The organism is Aquabacterium sp. (genome assembly GCF_050725395.1).
Classification (GTDB): Bacteria; Pseudomonadota; Gammaproteobacteria; order Burkholderiales; family Burkholderiaceae_C; genus Aquabacterium.
On sequence record NZ_JBOHHL010000056.1, the window covers coordinates 1 to 15,628 of the forward strand.

Here is a 15,628-nt window from a genome sequence, read left to right on the forward strand (position 1 = left end):
TGCCCTTCTCGACCGACTGGTTCATGACCTGGCAGCCCAACATCCACGCCAGCTTGTTCCTCAACATCCACGAGTACCTGAACAAGTCTTCCGAGATCGACGAGATCGACGTCGTCATCAAGGCTTATCAGCTCTACCTGGAGCAGACCCAGTCCCAAGGCCTGGAGCCCCTCTTGTCCGTGACCCGCGCCTGGCGCCTGGTCAAGTTCATCGACAACGGCATGCTCAGCCTGACCAAATGCAACAAGTGTGGTGGCTCCTTCGTCACCCACCCCCATGAGATCGCCCGCCACTTCACCTGTGGCCTGTGCAACCCCCCAGCCCGCGCCGGCAAAGGCAAGGCCGCTGGCGCCCTGCACATGCATTGAATTCGTTGAGCCTCCCAAAAACGTGACAGACCGCACGCCAGCGGCATTCAAGCCCGGCGGCCAATGGTCGATAGAACGTTTGGGCGGTTTGGAAACGAAGCGTCCTTGCTTGTCTCCTCCTAGCACGATGAGTGCTTTCAGCGGGCCCCCAACCGGGCCCGCTTTTTTCTGCGGCACCGATTCTGTGTCATGAAAAAAGCCCCGCCCCCATGCTTCTGTTCACGGCTTAGCAACGTGCCCAGCTCGCCGAAGATCAAGGCATTGATCAACCTGCCGCCATTCGCCTGACCAGAACACCATGAACGTCGCCATCGGATACATCGTCGCGCTGGGTTGCATCTTTGGAGCGTACATCATCCACGGGGGCAACACGGAGGTGATCCTCCATGCCTTGCCCCTGGAAATGATGTCCATCCTGGGAGGCGCCATGGGCGCCTTCGTGGTGAACAACCAGACCAAGACCATCAAGGCGGTCGTGTCCAACTTCGGGCCCTTGTTCAAGGGCTCCAAGTACACCAAGGCCCGCTACATGGAGCTGATGGCGATGCTCTATGAAATCCTGCAGAAGGTGCGCAAGGAAGGCCTGATGTCCATCGAAAAGGACGTCGAAGATCCCCACAACTCCGCCCTGTTCAAGAAGTACCCCACCATGGGCCACGACCACCACGTGGTCGAGTTCATCACCGACTACCTGCGCATGATGGTCTCGGGCAACCTGAACGCCCACGAGATCGAATCGCTGATGGACAACGAGATCGACACCCACCACCACGAAGGCCACGCCGCCGTGGCCGCCGTGGCCCGCCTGGCCGGCGCCCTGCCCGCCTTCGGGATCGTGGCCGCCGTGCTGGGTGTGGTGAACACCATGGGCTCGGTGGGCCAGCCGCCCGCCATCCTGGGCGGCATGATCGGCTCGGCGCTGGTCGGCACCTTCCTGGGCATCTTGCTGGCCTATGGCGTGGTCGAACCGCTGGGTGGCCTGATGGAGCAGAAGCTCGACGAAGGCACCAAGGAATTCAACGTGGTCAAGACCGTGCTGCTGGCCAGCATGCAGGGCTACGCGCCGCAGGTGGCCATCGAGTTCGGCCGCAAGGTTTTGTACTCGACCGAGCGTCCCACCTTTGGCGAGCTTGAAACCCACGTCAAGGGCAAGAAGTGACCCACGCCATGAAGCGCACGGAGGTTCTACATGGCCGGTGATTCCAAAAAAGTCCAGCCCATCATCATCAAGCGCGTCAAGAAGGGTGGCCATTCCGCCCACGGCGGCGCCTGGAAGATCGCCTACGCCGACTTCGTGACGGCCATGATGGCCTTCTTCCTGCTGATGTGGCTGCTGGGCTCGACCACCGAGGGCGACAAGAAGGGCATCGCCGATTACTTCAACTCGCCGCTGAAGGTCGCCATGTTCGGCGGCTCCGGCGCGGGCGACGCCACCTCCATCGTCAAGGGCGGCGGCAACAACCTGGCCGAAAGCGTGGGGCAGCTCAAGAAGGGTGCTTCGGAAACCGCCGAGGTCAAGGCCCGCAAGAAAGCCATCAAGGCCGAGCAGGCCATGGCCGAACGCGCCCAACTGGCCGCGCTCAAGCAAAAGATGGAAGAAATCATCGCCAACGACTCGCGGCTGGCCCAGTACAAGTCGCAGATCCGCCTGGACCTGACGGCCGAAGGCCTGCGCATCCAGATCGTGGACGACCAGAGCCGACCCATGTTCGACAGCGGCCACGCCGAGGTCAAAGGCTACATGCAGGACATCCTGCAGTCCATCGGAGCGGTCTTGTCCGTGGTGCCCAACCGGCTCACCATCGAAGGCCACACCGACTCGAAACCCTTCAGCGCGGGCGAGCGCGGCTACAGCAACTGGGAGCTGTCGGCCGACCGGGCCAACGCCTCTCGCCGCGAGCTCATCGCCGGCGGCCTGTCGGGCACCAAGGTGCTGCGCGTGCAAGGCCTGGCCGCCAGCCTGCTCTATGAAAAAGACGACCCCGAAAGCCCCTTGAACCGGCGCATCAGCATCGTGGTGATGAACCGCGAGGCGGAAGACCGCTTCTTCCAGGCCGCCAAGGTCGAATCCGGAGAAGTCAGCGATGAAGCCTCCGAGCCCCCCGAATCCCCTGCAGCCCTGGCCAGTCCGATAAAGGCCTCAAGCCTGCCTTCCCAACGCCGATAACGGCTGTGAACACCTCGCGGAGGCCACGGACAAGGCCTCTAACGATTGAATCAAGGACGAGCCATGAGCAATCCCTCTCCCGACATGAAATTCCTGATCGTTGACGACTTTTCCACGATGCGCCGCATCGTTCGAGGTTTGCTCAAGGAAATTGGCTACAACAACGCCGAGGAAGCTGAAGACGGCGCCGTGGCGCTGAACATGCTCAAGAACGGCAAGTACGATTTCGTGGTCAGCGACATCAACATGCCCAACATGAATGGCTTTGACCTGCTCAAGGCCATCAAGGCGGACGACACCCTCAAGCACCTGCCGGTGCTGATGGTGGCCGCCGAAGCCCGCAAGGAAGACATCGTGCTGGCCGCCCAGACCGGTGCCGCGGGTTACATCGTCAAGCCCTTCACCAAAGCGACTTTGGAAGAGAAGGTGCAAAAAATCATGCAAAAACTCACGGCCGCGGCCTGAGCAGGGAGAACCGATGATGAAGATGGACGATCTGCCCACGATGGCGGCGCCAGCGGCGTCGCCTGAGATATTCCAGCAGTTGGGCACGCTGACACGCCAGCTGCACGACACGCTCAACCAGTTGGGCGTGCTGCCCAAGCTGACCGACTCGGTCAACAACTTGCCGGATGCACGCAGCCGCCTGAGCTACATCGCCACCAAGACCGCGGCCGCCGCCGAAAAAGTCTTGAACCTGGTGGATGAGGCCAAGGCCGACCAGGCCCACATCGTGTCCGAGACACGCAAGCTGGCCCAGTTGCTCGTGGCCGACCCGGTCAAGGCCGTGGCCTCTGGTGCGGTGATGAATTTTGTGGAGGACATGGAGGTCGTGACGCAACGCGTCGATGGCCACCTGACCGACATCATGATGGCGCAGGATTTCCATGACCTGACCGGCCAGGTGGTCGCCAAGGTCGTGTCCCTGGCCACCGACCTGGAAAAGCAATTGGCCGGCGTGCTGATGCAAGCCGCGCCGCCCGAACTGGCCCACAAGGCCGAAGTGGCCTTGACGCTCAACCAGCACATCGAGCCTTCGCTCAATGGGCCAGTGGTCGATGGCGAAGGCCGCACCGACGTGGTCAACAACCAAGGCGAGGTCGACGACCTGCTGGCCAGCCTGGGCTTCTGAAGCCGTCCTGTTCAGAGGGCAGAGGGCGCGCTGACTTGGCTGGTCAGCGCCCCGCCATCACATCGCGGACCGTGGCCACCTGTCGCCTCGACACGGCCAGCCACTCGCCCGTCGGCTGAACCTGGACCGCCCAGGTTTCACCGCCCTCCTCGTCATCGGCACGGCGCTCCAACGCCTTCATCGCCGAGCGGGCCACCAAGGCATTGCGGTGCACGCGCACGAAGCGCTCACCCAACTGCGTTTCCAGCTCCGTCAGCGATTGGTCCAGCACATGGCTGTGCTCGGCCGTCCGCAGGGTCACGTACTTCAATTCGGCTTTCAGGTAGATGACCTGCGATGCGGGCACGCGCACCATGCGGCCACGGTCCTGCGCCACCAGCGTGGGCTCCTCGACCTCGGGCACACCCGGGGCTCCGGCAGCGGCCGGTGGCTTGCGTTTGGCACACCGCGCCAACGCCGCATTGAGCCGGTCCAGCCGCACCGGCTTGGTCAGGTAATCCAGGGCTTCGAGTTCGAACGCCTGCAAGGCATGGCCAGCGTGGGCGGTCACGAAGACCACGGCCGGCGGCAGCGGCAGGTTCCGCAGGCGCTCGGCCAACTTCAGGCCATCGGGCCCCGGCATCTGGATGTCCAGCAAGACCAGGTCCACCATCGGGCCGGGCGATCCACCTTCAGGGCTCAAGGCGGCCAAGGCCTGACGGGCATCGGCGGCCTCGGCCACCACCAGGTTGGGGCAATCGGATTGCGACAGCAAGGTCTTCAAACGCAAGCGCGCGAGGTTCTCATCGTCGACCACCATGACGCGCAGGACTTCTTGGCTCATGACGGCCCCCCAGGCTTGAGCGGCACCGACACGCGCACCACGTAGACGGACGCGTGCTCGGCGGTGTCGCCCTTGTGCACGCCGGCCGCGAAATTGGCTTCCACATCGTGCATCAGCCGCAAGCGCTGGCGAACGTTGCGCAGCGCGATGCCATGGCCGGAAGTCGACGCGGCCTGGGGATGCTCGGGCATGGAATTGGTGATGGTCAGCACGGCCTGCCCACCTTTCACGTGCGTGGAGACTCGCAGCCATCCACCATTGGGATCGGCCTCCACGCCATGCTTGACCGCGTTCTCGACCAGAGGCTGCAGCATGAGCGCTGGCACCTCGGCCTGGCCGGCGGCCGGATCGAGCGCCCAGTGCAAGGTCAGCCGCTCGCCAAAGCGCAATTGCTCGATGCGCAGGTAGCGCTGAGCCAGGTCCACCTCGTCCGACAGCGAGGTGCGCAGGTGCGGCGAGGTCAGGGCTTGCCGGAACAACTCGGCCAGGTCTTCCAGCACCGCCTCGGCGCGGGCCGGCTCGATCTGCACCAGGGCGATCGCCGTGTTCAGTGTGTTGAACAGAAAGTGCGGCCGGATGCGGGCCTGCAACTCGGCCAGCCGGGCCTGCGCCTGGGCGGGCAGCTCGCTGTGCCCCCGCTGGCGCAACCAGGCCAGCGTCACCGAGGCGAAAGCGGCCCCCGTCAGCATGGGCGGGCAGACCGACCACCAGCTGTGCCGTGCGCCGCCCATCCACCAATCCAGCAAGGACGACTGGACCTCGCCATACAGGCCTGCCACCGCTCCCAGCGTGACCGCGCACACCCACTGGCCCACCGGTGACATGCGCTCCAGCACCGAACGCCCGGCGCAGGTCAGCACCAGCCACAGCAAACTGGCGGGCAAGGCCGTGGCCAGGGCTTGCGACCAACGCACCAACCAATCGGCCGGGCTGCTGGCCAAGTGGGCCACGGCCAAGGCCAGCACCAGTTGCATGCCCAGCACCACCCGCAGCACCACCCCCACGCGGCACACGTCGAAAGCCGAACGCTGCGGGGTCTTGCCGGGATTGGAAGGCTGGTCAAAACCGGTGGCCGCCCACATGGTCGGCGCGGCCAAGGTGTCGCCCTGTTGGCCATGGCCAGCGCCCCTGGCAGGGGCTTTCGAGGGCGCGGCAACGCGAGGCCGGGGCGACCGGTTCGACGTGGGGGGCGTGGGCTCTCTACAATCCATGGTTGGAACATTCTCGCCCAACCGCGCCGCGCCATGAGCACAAATCAACTCGACACCAAGTCCCAGGCCTGGTCGGCCCTGTTTTCAGAGCCGATGAGCGACCTGGTCAAACGCTACACCGCCAGCGTGTTCTTCGACAAGCGGCTGTGGCGCGCGGACATCCAGGGCTCGCTCGCGCATGCTGAAATGCTGCACGCCCAGGGCCTGATCTCGGCCACCGACTGGTCCGCCATCGAAAAAGGCATGGCCCAGATCACCCAGGAGATCGAAGCCGGCCACTTCGAGTGGAAGCTCGACCTGGAAGACGTGCACCTGAACATCGAAGCCCGCCTGACCACCCTGGTGGGCGATGCCGGCAAGCGCCTGCACACCGGCCGCTCGCGCAACGACCAGGTCGCCACCGACGTGCGCCTGTGGCTGCGCGGCGAGGTCGATGAAATCGGCGTGCTGCTGACCGAACTGCAAAAAGCCCTGGTGTCCGTGGCCGAGCAGAACGCCGAGACCATCCTGCCTGGCTTCACGCATCTGCAGGTGGCCCAGCCCGTGGCCTTTGGCCACCACCTGCTGGCCTACGTCGAGATGTTCGCCCGCGACGCCGAACGCCTGGTCGACCTGCGCAAGCGCATCAACCGCCTGCCTTTAGGCTCCGCTGCCCTGGCCGGCACGAGCTACCCGCTGGACCGCGAACGCGTGGCCCGCACGCTGGGGTTCGACGGCGTTTCGCAAAACAGCCTGGACGCCGTCAGCGACCGCGACTTCGCCATCGAGTTCACCGCCGCCGCGTCGCTGGTGATGGTGCACATCTCGCGCTTCAGCGAAGAGCTGATCCTGTGGATGAGCCAATCGTTCGGTTTCATCGACCTGGCGGACCGTTTCTGCACCGGCTCGTCGATCATGCCGCAGAAGAAAAACCCCGATGTGCCCGAACTGGCGCGGGGCAAGACCGGCCGCGTGGTCGGCCACCTGATGGGCCTGATCACGCTGATGAAGGGCCAGCCCCTGGCCTACAACAAGGACAACCAGGAAGACAAGGAACCCTTGTTCGACACGGTCGACACCTTGAAGGACACGCTGCGCATCTTCGCGGAAATGGCCGGGGGCATCACCGTCAAGCCCGAAGCCATGGAGCGTGCCGCCAAGAAGGGCTATGCCACCGCCACCGACCTGGCCGACTACCTGGTCAAGAAGGGCCTGCCCTTCCGCGATGCCCACGAGGTGGTGGCCCACGCGGTGAAGGACGCCATCGCCGCGGGCGTGGACCTGTCGGAGTTGTCCCTGGACAAGCTCAAGACCTACAACCCCGCCATCGAACAGGATGTGTTCGAGGTGCTGTCGCTGCGCGGGTCGCTGAACGCGCGCAACCTGTTGGGTGGCACGGCGCCTGAACAGGTCCGGGCGCAGGTGGCGCGTCACCGGGTTCGCCTGGGCTGATCTGGTCCGCGCGCCGATTCGCAACCTTTCGTTATAAACAAACCCAAGGCCTGCGGGTTTGGCCAAAATCCCCTGAATTCAAAAACAGGAGATGCTGGCCATGTTGCGTTCACGTGCTCTCAGAACACGTTTTCCACTTCAGCCAGGACATGCGCTTTTCCAGCATCACGCTTCAGGCCGATGACGCCGATGGCGAAGGCGGCGTGTTCGCGCCAGGGGGCATCACCGTGGGCGGCAAGACTTACACCTTCGCCGACCCGGCGGGCTCGACACCCCAGGCCTTCGCGGTGGACGGGCTGGATTTGGTCGGCCAAGATTTGCAGATCACCCTCCAGCACCGAGCCGGCAGCGCCTGGACCTTTGTCAGCGAAGTCACCTTCGAGGCCACCGCCGTGCCCGAAGCCAGCAGCGCCGCGCTGGTCCTGGCCGGCCTGATGACGACGGTCGGTGTGCTGGCTCGCCGAAAGGCTCAGCCTCGCAATGCGGTCACTTTCGAGGCCGCCGCCTGAGCGGTCGATGACACCCACGGGCCCAGGCGCTCACGCACCGTTTTCTCGATGCCCGCGGCATCCAGGCCGCACATCGACATCAGCTTGACCGGGTCCCCATGCTCGACGAATTCGTCGGGCAGGCCCAGGATCACCAGGGGCTTGGTGACCCCGGCCTTGCTCAAAGCCTCGGCCACGGCAGAGCCGGCGCCGCCCTGCACGCAGCCCTCTTCCAGCGTGACAAAGGCATCGTGGGTTTGGGCCAGCTCCAGCAGCAGTTCGGTGTCCAGCGGCTTGACGAAGCGCATGTTGGCCACCGTGGCATCCAGGGTTTCGGCCGCCGCCAAGGCGGGGTACAGCAAGGTGCCAAAAGCGAGGAAGGCGATGCGCTGGCCTTGCGGTGCGGCGCTGGTGCGGCGCACCTCGCCCTTGGCCCAGGGCATGGGCTTCAGGTCGTTCGACACGGCCACACCCGCCCCGGCGCCACGTGGGTAGCGCACGCACACGGGGTGCTGCTGCCCAAAGGCCGCGCTCAAAGCCTGGCGGCATTCGTTTTCATCGGCCGGCGTCAGCATGCTCATGTTGGGGATGCAACGCACGAAAGCGATGTCGAAGGCGCCCATGTGCGTGGCACCATCGGCCCCGACGATGCCAGCGCGGTCGAGTGCAAACACCACGGGCAGGTTCTGGATGGCCACGTCGTGGATCAACTGGTCGTAGCCACGCTGCAGGAAGGTCGAGTAAATCGCGACCACGGGCTTGAGTCCTTCACAGGCCATGCCGGCCGCGAAAGTCACGGCGTGCTGCTCGGCGATGCCCACGTCGAAATAGCGGCCGGGGTACTTCTGGTGGAACTCCACCATGCCCGAACCTTCGCGCATGGCGGGCGTGATGCCGACCAGGCGCGTGTCGTGTGCGGCCATGTCGCACAACCACTGGCCAAACACCTGCGTGAAGGTGGGCTTGGGCGGCTCGGTGGAAGCAGCGGCCTTGACCAGGCCCACGGCGGGGTCGAACTTGCCGGGACCGTGGTATGCGATGGGGTCGGCCTCGGCCAGCTTGTAGCCGTAGCCTTTCTTGGTGACCACGTGCAGGAACTGCGGGCCGCTCAGGTCGCGCAGGTTCTCCAGCGTGGGGATCAGCGAGTCAAGATCGTGGCCATCAATGGGGCCCACGTAATTGAAGCCGAACTCTTCGAAGATGGTGGCGGGCACGACCATGCCCTTGGCGTGCTCTTCCAACTTCTTGACCAGCTCGAACAAAGGCGGCGCATTGCGCAGCACCTGCTTGGCGCCTTCGCGCGCGGCCGAGTAAAAACGGCCGGACATCAGGCGCGCCAGGTAGCGGTTCAGCGCGCCGACCGGCGGCGAGATCGACATGTCGTTGTCGTTCAGCACGACCAGCACGTCAGCCGGGCGGCCGTTGTGCGGCACGCCCGCGTTGTTCAGGGCCTCGAAGGCCATGCCGGCCGTCATGGCGCCATCGCCGATGATGGCCACGGCCTTGCGCGCCTCGCCGCGCAGTTGTGCGCCCAGGGCCATGCCCAGCGCCGCCGAGATCGAGGTGGACGAATGCGCGGTGCCGAAGGTGTCGTACTCGCTTTCGTCGCGGCGCGGAAAGCCGCTCATGCCGCCCAACTGGCGCAGCGTGGGCATGCGGTCGCGCCGGCCGGTCAGGATCTTGTGGGGATAGGTTTGGTGGCCCACGTCCCAGACCAGGCGGTCGTCCGGGGTGTTGAACACGTAGTGCAGCGCGATGGTCAGCTCCACCGTGCCCAGGTTGGACGACAGGTGTCCACCGGTGCGCGACACGCTTTGCAGCAGGTATTCGCGCAACTCGCCCGCCAGTTGCTTGAGTTCGAGGCGCGACAGGCGCCTGACATCGGCGGGCGTCTCGATCCTGGACAGCAGGGTTGAGGTCATGGTGGACTTCCTTGAGGGGGGTTTGTTGTTGTCGGAGATCAGTGGTCGCGGTGCACGATGCGCTCGGCCAGGGCCGCCAGGGCCCGGGTGCTGCCTGGATTCAGGCCGCTGCCCGCCAAGGCATCCTGAGCCTGCTGGAGCAGATGGTCAACCTCTTGCCGCGCCTGGCCCAGCCCCAGCAGGCTGACGTAAGTGGGCTTGTTGGCGTCGGCGTCCTTGCCGGCGGTCTTGCCCAAAGTGTCCGAAGGTTGCGTGGCGTCCAGGATGTCGTCGACGATCTGGAAGGCCAGACCCATGGCGTCCCCATAGCGGCCAAAGGCCTGCCAGGCCGGACCGGCTTCATCGATGCCCGCGCTGGCGGCGCCCATCAGGACGCTGGCCCGCAGCAAGGCGCCGGTCTTGCGCTGGTGCATGTCGCGCAGGGCGGATTCGTCCAGGGCCACGCCGATGCTGGCCAGGTCGATGGCCTGGCCGCCCGCCATGCCTGCTTGCCCGGCGGACCGCGCCAGGAGGCGGCACAGGCGGGCTTGAACAGGGGCTCGCATCACCAGGTCGGCCGGACCCACATCCGGCGTCAGGACCTCGAAGGCCAGGGCCTGCAGGGCATCGCCCGCCAGCATGGCCTGGGCTTCGCCAAACTGCACGTGCACGGTGGGTTTGCCACGGCGCAGCACGTCGTTGTCCATGCACGGCATGTCGTCGTGCACCAGAGAATAGGCGTGGATCAACTCGACGGCGCAGGCCGCGCGCAAGGCGGCGTCCCGGCCCGCGGGGGTCTGTTCGGCGCCGGCGGCCTCGGCCGCGGCCATCACCAGCAGGGCGCGCACGCGCTTGCCGCCGTCCAGCACGCCGTAGCGCATGGCCTCGCCCAGGCCGGCGGGCGCGGCCAGGGGCACCCAGTCGTCCAGCGCCGATTCGACGCGGGCCAGCACCTGGGCCGACCAGTCCGCATAAGCCTGGGAATTCATGCGGCGCCCCAGGGTTTGAGCTGGCCGTCTTCCAGCAGCTTGACCTGGGCCTCGACCGCCTCCAGCCGCGCACGGCAGAACTGCAGCAACTGGGCACCACGGCGGTAGCTGGCCAGCAGGCCATCCAGGGGCAACTGGCCGGATTCCATCTGGCTCACCAGTTGTTCCAGCTCCGCCTGCGCTTCCTCGTAGGTGGCTGGCAGGGGCGATTCTGGGAGGGCATCAGAGGCAGGAGCGGGGGTTTTGGCCATGGTGGCGCCTGGGCAGACCCAAGGTGAGGGCAAACGCGTATTCTATTTCGCATGCAGGGTGAAAAGTAGACCCGGGGCCTCCGCCGGAAGTTCACCAGGTCCCCCGGAGTGGGGTGGTCACTTGGCCTTGCATTCCCCCGCCATTCGCCCGGCGGGTACAATTTTGGGTTTTCCCGTAACGAATCGGGTGGTTCTCGGCTGTTGCCGAGGTTTTGGTTGACATAGGTTTTTGGAGAACCTGGGGATCATGTCCGACCTGAGTCCTGCACTCAATGCTCTCGCCCGCAGCCGCACGCAGCTGCCTGTTTCCAGCTACTTCAATGAAGTGCTCTACCAGCAGGAGCTTGAACGCATCTTTCAGTCCGGTCCTCGCTACCTGGGGCACGCCCTGTCGGTGCCCGAGGTCGGCGACTACTATGCATTGCCTCAGGAGAGCGAAGGCCGGGTACTGGTGCGCACGGAAAAAGGCGTCGAGCTGATTTCCAACGTCTGCCGCCACCGCCAGGCCGTGATGCTGCGCGGACGCGGCAACAGCCGCCACAACGTCGTCTGCCCCCTGCACCGCTGGACCTACGACCTGCACGGCCAGCTCATCGGCGCGCCCCACTTCGACCACGATCCCTGCCTGAACCTGAACAACTACAAGGTTCGCGACTGGAACGGCCTGATCTTCGAGGACAACGGCCGCGACGTGGCCGCCGACCTGGCCGGCATGTCGCCGCGCTTTGCCCCCGGGGGCGATCTGGACTTCACCGGCTTCGTGCTGGACAAGGTCGAGCTGCACGAGTGCAACTACAACTGGAAGACCTTCATCGAGGTCTACCTCGAGGATTACCACGTCGGCCCCTTCCACCCCGGCCTGGGCAACTTCGTCACCTGCGACGACCTGAGCTGGGACATGGCGCGCGACTACTCGGTGCAAACGGTGGGCGTGGCCAAGACCTTCGACCGGCCCGGATCCAGCACCTACAAGAAGTGGCACGACGTCATCCTGAAGTACCGCAACGGCGCACCGCCCACGCAGGGCGCCGTCTGGCTGACCTATTACCCCACGATGATGGTGGAGTGGTACCCGCACGTGCTGGTGGTGTCGAACATGTACCCGCAAGGCCCGCAAAAAACGCTCAACGTGGTCGAGTTCTACTACCCCGAAGAGATCGCCGCCTTCGAGCGCGATTTCGTCGAGGCGCACCAGGCCGCCTACATGGAGACCTGCGTCGAGGACGACGAGATCGCCGAACGCATGGATGCCGGTCGCAAGGCGCTGATGCTGCGCGGCGACAACGAAGTCGGGCCGTATCAAAGCCCGATGGAAGACGGCATGCAGCACTTCCACGAGTGGTACCGCCGGACGATGGACTTCCGCGAGTGAAGAACAGCGCCCCGTGAACGCCCTGCTCAAGGTGGCCTCACGTCAATCCGCGGCCGGCTTGATGGTGATCGCCACCCTGCTGTTCGCGGCCATGGGCGTGTGCGTGAAGAAGGCCTCGGTCGAGGTCGGCACCGGCGAAGTCGTGTTCTTCCGAGGGCTGGTGGGTGCCGTGATGATGGGCCTGCTGGCCTGGGGCCGGCAGCTGTCGTTGGCGACCCGCGTGCCAGGCCTGCACCTGTGGCGCGGCTTCGCGGGCGTCACCGCCCTGAGCCTGTGGTTCTATGCCATCGGCCACATGCCACTGGCCACAGCCGTCACTTTGAACTACATGTCCTCGGTGTGGATGGCAGTGTTCCTGGGCCTGCGCGTGCTCTGGAACCGTTGGCACGGCCAGCCGGGCAAAGGCATCCCCCGGTCTTTGTTGATCGCCGTGGCGGTCGGCTTCGTGGGCGTGGCGCTGGTGCTGCGTCCCACCCTGCAGCGCGATCAATGGCTGGATGGTTTGGTCGGCCTGGCGTCGGGCATGCTGGCCGCCTGGGCCTACCTGCAAGTGGCCAGCCTGGGCCGCGCGGGCGAGCCCGAACACCGGGTGGTGTTCTATTTTTCGCTGTTTGGCGCCATCTCGGGCCTGCTCATCAGCGCCAGCACGCTGGCCATAGGCCAGGTGGCCTGGCACCAGCCCAGCCCCATGGGTTGGGCCTGGCTGCTGGGCGTCGGGGCCTTTGCCACGTTGGCCCAACTGGCCATGACCCGCGCCTACACCAAGGGCCACGCCCTGGTCATGGCCAGCCTGCAGTACCTGGGCATCGCCCACGCCTTCGTGCTGGGAGTCTGGATCTTTGGCGATCCGGTCAATCCCCTGGCCCTGGCAGGCATGGCCTTGATCGTGCTGGCCGGCATCGCGGCCACGCGCTCCAGCGCCACGCTCAAGGCTTGACCAACTCGCCTGACCAACTCACTCGTCAGTCAATGCATGCTGTGCACGATGGAGCCGATCATCAGCAGGCCCGCCACCAGCCAGAACAGCTGCAGGAAGGTGTCGCGCCAACTCAGGCGCTTCTGCAACTGCGGGATCAGGTCGGCCACCGCCACGTAGATGAAGCTGCTGGACGCCACCACCATCATGTAGGGCAGGTAGTGCTGCCAGGGGTCGATCAGCACATAGCCCAGCACGCCGCCCACCACCGCCGCCAGCCCTGAAATCGCGTTGTAGACCAGGGCACGCGTGCGCGAGAAGCCGGCGTTCAGCAGCACGATGTAGTCGCCCACCTCTTGCGGGATCTCGTGGGCGATGATGGCCAAGGCGGTCACCATGCCCACCTGCGGGTCGGCCAGGAAGGACGCGGCAATGATCACGCCATCGCAGAAGTTGTGGATGCTGTCGCCCACCAGCACGCTCCAGCCGCCCCGCCCCGCCTGCTCGCGGTCGAAGTGATGGTGATGGTGGTGGCCGTCGTGCTCGTGGTGGTGCCCGTGGCGGTACAACTCGGCCTTCTCCAGCAGGAAGAAGAACATCAGGCCGCCCAACAGGGTCAGGAACAAGGCGTGAGGCTCCACGTTGGATTCGAAGGCCTCGGGCAGCACGTGCAGCAAGGCCGTGCCCAGCAAGACCCCGGTCGACAGGCTCACCAGGTGGCGAACGATGAGGCTCAACAGAGGGGCTGACAGGGCTGCGGCCAGCACGACGGAAGCCACGCCGCCCAACAGGGTGGCCATTACGATGTAAATCAGGGTCATCCAGGGATCTTAGCAATGGTGTCAACCGCCAAGTCACACATTGCGAAGACAATGTCGAACATGAACACGAACTCCGCCGCCAAGACGATGCGCGCCACCACTTTCCCCCTGGAGGCCAGCGAGTGGCCTCACCTCCTGGCCTCGATCGACATGGGCTCCAACAGCTTCCGGCTGGAGATCGCCGAACTGGGCAAGGGCCGCTACAAGCGGATCGACTACCTCAAGGAAACCGTGCGCCTGGGCGCCGGCCTGGATGCCCAGGGCCTGTTGACCGAAGATGCCACCCAACGCGGCCTGGCCTGCCTGGCCCGCTTCGCCCAGCGCCTGAAAGGCTTTGCCACCTGGCAGGTGCGCGCCGTGGCCACGCAGACCCTGCGCGAAGCCCGCAACCGCGACGCCTTCCTGGCCCGCGCCGACCAGGTGCTGGGCCACGAGATCGAGGTGATCTCCGGCCGAGAGGAAGCCCGCCTGATCTACCAAGGCGTGGCCCGTTTGCAGCCCAACGAACTGCCGCGCCTGGTGATCGACATCGGTGGTCGCTCCACCGAGATGATCCTGGGCCATGGCCGCAATGCCCTGCGTGCCGAGTCGTTCCGGGTGGGCAGCGTCAGCCTGTCGATGGCGCACTTTCCGCAAGGGCGCTTCACCGCACAAGCTTTCCGCAGCGCGCAGATCGCCGCGGGCGCCGAACTCGAAGAAGCCCTGAGCCCCTTTGCCCGTGCCAACTGGAAGGAAGCACTGGGCTCGTCCGGCACCGTGGGCGCGGTGTCCCAGATCCTGCAGGCCAATGGCATCAGCGATGGCTGCATCACCGCCGATGGCCTGCGCTGGTGCATGGAGCGCTGCCTGGAGGCCGGCTCGATGGACGCCCTCAACCTGGCGGGGCTCAAGCCCGAACGCAAGGCGGTGCTGGGGGGCGGCCTGTCCATCCTCTACACGCTGGCCATCCACTTTGGCATCGAATCCTTGAAGCCCGCCAAGGGCGCCCTGCGCCAGGGCGTGATCTTCGACCTGGAAGAGCGCATCGAGGCAGCGAGCAACCAGCGCCAGCACGACCAGCGCGACACCTCGGTGCGCGAACTGCAACGACGCTTCCACGTGGACCTGTCGCAGGCCGAGCGTGTGCGCCAGCGTGCCATGGCCTTGTGGGAAGGCTTGCACGAAGATGGCACCCACCAAGCCGACAGCGATGCCGCCCGCGAACTGGGCTGGGCCAGCGCCGTGCACGAGATCGGCATGATGGTGTCGCACCACGACCACCACCGTCACAGCGCCTACCTGCTGGGGCACGTCGACGCGCCGGGTTTTTCTCAATCACAGCTGCGCCACCTGGCTGGCCTGGTGCTGGGCCAGCGCGGCGAGTTGAGCAAATTGGCCGACCACCGACAGGACACGGGCCTGATGAACCAGGTTTTGTGCCTGCGCCTGGCCACGATCCTGCACCACGCCCGCACGCCCCTGCCGCCGAAGGTGGCGCAGTTGAGCAGCGAGCCGGGCCAGGCCGTCCTGGTCCTGGACGAATCTTGGGCCCATCAGAACCCCCGCACGCTCCACCTGCTGAACGAAGAAGCCCAGCGCTGGGCCAATCAGGGCGACCGTGCCCTGGTCATCAAGACCGAGGCTTGACGACGGCTTTCTTGGCCGGCTTGGCGGCTGGTTTGCCCGCGGGCAGGGCCTTGCGGTAGACCGGCCCCCACATCGGGTGCCCGGCTTCCGATTTGCTCAGGGCAAAGCCCGGGTCGGCCGCCCGCTTTGCCC

General features: G+C 65.5%; 16 protein-coding genes. 10 read left to right on the forward strand and 6 right to left on the reverse strand.

All coding sequences use genetic code 11. The features are described 5' to 3' along the window. The 5 genes from ACREB4_RS20045 to ACREB4_RS20065 form a co-directional block, all read left to right on the forward strand. A partial coding sequence (locus ACREB4_RS20045) for a FlhC family transcriptional regulator (protein WP_431590013.1) occupies positions 1-368 on the forward strand: 368 nt, incomplete at its 5' end. A 298-nt stretch (positions 369-666) separates the two neighbouring features. Next, complete coding sequence (gene motA, locus ACREB4_RS20050; protein ID WP_431590014.1) at positions 667-1,527, forward strand: flagellar motor stator protein MotA; 861 nt, start codon at positions 667-669, stop codon at positions 1,525-1,527. A gap of 30 nt (positions 1,528-1,557) precedes the next feature. Further along, a complete protein-coding gene (gene motB, locus ACREB4_RS20055) occupies positions 1,558-2,535 on the forward strand; it encodes a flagellar motor protein MotB (RefSeq protein WP_431590015.1) in 978 nt (325 codons plus the stop codon). A 63-nt stretch (positions 2,536-2,598) separates the two neighbouring features. Then, positions 2,599-3,000 carry a chemotaxis response regulator CheY gene (gene cheY / locus ACREB4_RS20060; protein WP_431590016.1) on the forward strand — a complete coding sequence of 134 codons (402 nt, stop codon included), beginning with the start codon at positions 2,599-2,601 and terminating at the stop codon, positions 2,998-3,000. 16 nt (positions 3,001-3,016) lie between these two features. Then, on the forward strand, positions 3,017-3,667 hold the full coding sequence (locus ACREB4_RS20065) for a protein phosphatase CheZ (protein ID WP_431590027.1): 651 nt from the start codon (positions 3,017-3,019) through the stop codon (positions 3,665-3,667). A gap of 43 nt (positions 3,668-3,710) precedes the next feature. On the opposite strand, the gene ACREB4_RS20070 is transcribed toward ACREB4_RS20065, so the two are convergent. Further along, positions 3,711-4,490 carry a LytR/AlgR family response regulator transcription factor gene (locus tag ACREB4_RS20070; RefSeq protein ID WP_431590017.1) on the reverse strand — a complete coding sequence of 260 codons (780 nt, stop codon included), beginning with the start codon at positions 4,488-4,490 and terminating at the stop codon, positions 3,711-3,713. Next, on the reverse strand, positions 4,487-5,701 hold the full coding sequence (locus ACREB4_RS20075) for a sensor histidine kinase (protein WP_431590018.1): 1,215 nt from the start codon (positions 5,699-5,701) through the stop codon (positions 4,487-4,489). Before ACREB4_RS20075 ends, ACREB4_RS20070 begins: the two co-directional genes overlap by 4 nt. A 33-nt stretch (positions 5,702-5,734) precedes the next feature. On the opposite strand from ACREB4_RS20075, the gene argH reads away from it, so the two are divergent. Beyond that, positions 5,735-7,132, forward strand: a complete 1,398-nt coding sequence (gene argH, locus ACREB4_RS20080; RefSeq protein WP_431590019.1) for an argininosuccinate lyase — start codon at positions 5,735-5,737, stop codon at positions 7,130-7,132. Between the two features lie 149 nt (positions 7,133-7,281). After that, complete coding sequence (locus ACREB4_RS20085) at positions 7,282-7,641, forward strand: hypothetical protein (protein WP_431590020.1); 360 nt, start codon at positions 7,282-7,284, stop codon at positions 7,639-7,641. On the opposite strand, the gene dxs is transcribed toward ACREB4_RS20085, so the two are convergent. The 3 genes from dxs to ACREB4_RS20100 are packed head-to-tail and all read right to left on the reverse strand — an operon-like array spanning position 7,602 to position 10,761. After that, the gene (gene dxs, locus ACREB4_RS20090) at positions 7,602-9,542 is read right to left on the reverse strand and encodes a 1-deoxy-D-xylulose-5-phosphate synthase (protein WP_431590021.1); all 1,941 of its coding nucleotides are present in this window, start codon (positions 9,540-9,542) and stop codon (positions 7,602-7,604) included. The genes ACREB4_RS20085 and dxs overlap by 40 nt on opposite strands. Positions 9,543-9,580: 38 nt before the next feature. Then, positions 9,581-10,510 (reverse strand): polyprenyl synthetase family protein, encoded by a 930-nt coding sequence (locus tag ACREB4_RS20095; RefSeq protein ID WP_431590022.1) that lies wholly within the window; start codon positions 10,508-10,510, stop codon positions 9,581-9,583. Next, a complete protein-coding gene (locus ACREB4_RS20100) occupies positions 10,507-10,761 on the reverse strand; it encodes an exodeoxyribonuclease VII small subunit (RefSeq protein WP_431590023.1) in 255 nt (84 codons plus the stop codon). The genes ACREB4_RS20095 and ACREB4_RS20100 overlap by 4 nt, the downstream gene beginning before the upstream one ends. Before the next feature lie 247 nt (positions 10,762-11,008). Here ACREB4_RS20100 and ACREB4_RS20105 point away from each other — a divergent pair, with 247 nt between their 5' ends. Next, positions 11,009-12,133 carry an aromatic ring-hydroxylating oxygenase subunit alpha gene (locus tag ACREB4_RS20105; RefSeq protein ID WP_431590024.1) on the forward strand — a complete coding sequence of 375 codons (1,125 nt, stop codon included), beginning with the start codon at positions 11,009-11,011 and terminating at the stop codon, positions 12,131-12,133. Positions 12,134-12,146: 13 nt separating this feature from the next. Next, positions 12,147-13,070, forward strand: a complete 924-nt coding sequence (locus ACREB4_RS20110; protein ID WP_431590025.1) for a DMT family transporter — start codon at positions 12,147-12,149, stop codon at positions 13,068-13,070. A 29-nt stretch (positions 13,071-13,099) separates the two neighbouring features. Here the strand turns inward: ACREB4_RS20110 and ACREB4_RS20115 are convergent, their stop codons facing one another. Then, entirely contained in the window at positions 13,100-13,870 is a 771-nt protein-coding gene (locus ACREB4_RS20115) for a ZIP family metal transporter (protein ID WP_431590026.1), read from the reverse strand. An 87-nt stretch (positions 13,871-13,957) separates the two neighbouring features. Between ACREB4_RS20115 and ACREB4_RS20120 the strand changes: the two genes are divergently transcribed. After that, on the forward strand, positions 13,958-15,496 hold the full coding sequence (locus tag ACREB4_RS20120) for an exopolyphosphatase (protein WP_431590028.1): 1,539 nt from the start codon (positions 13,958-13,960) through the stop codon (positions 15,494-15,496). Positions 15,497-15,628 lie beyond the last annotated feature (132 nt).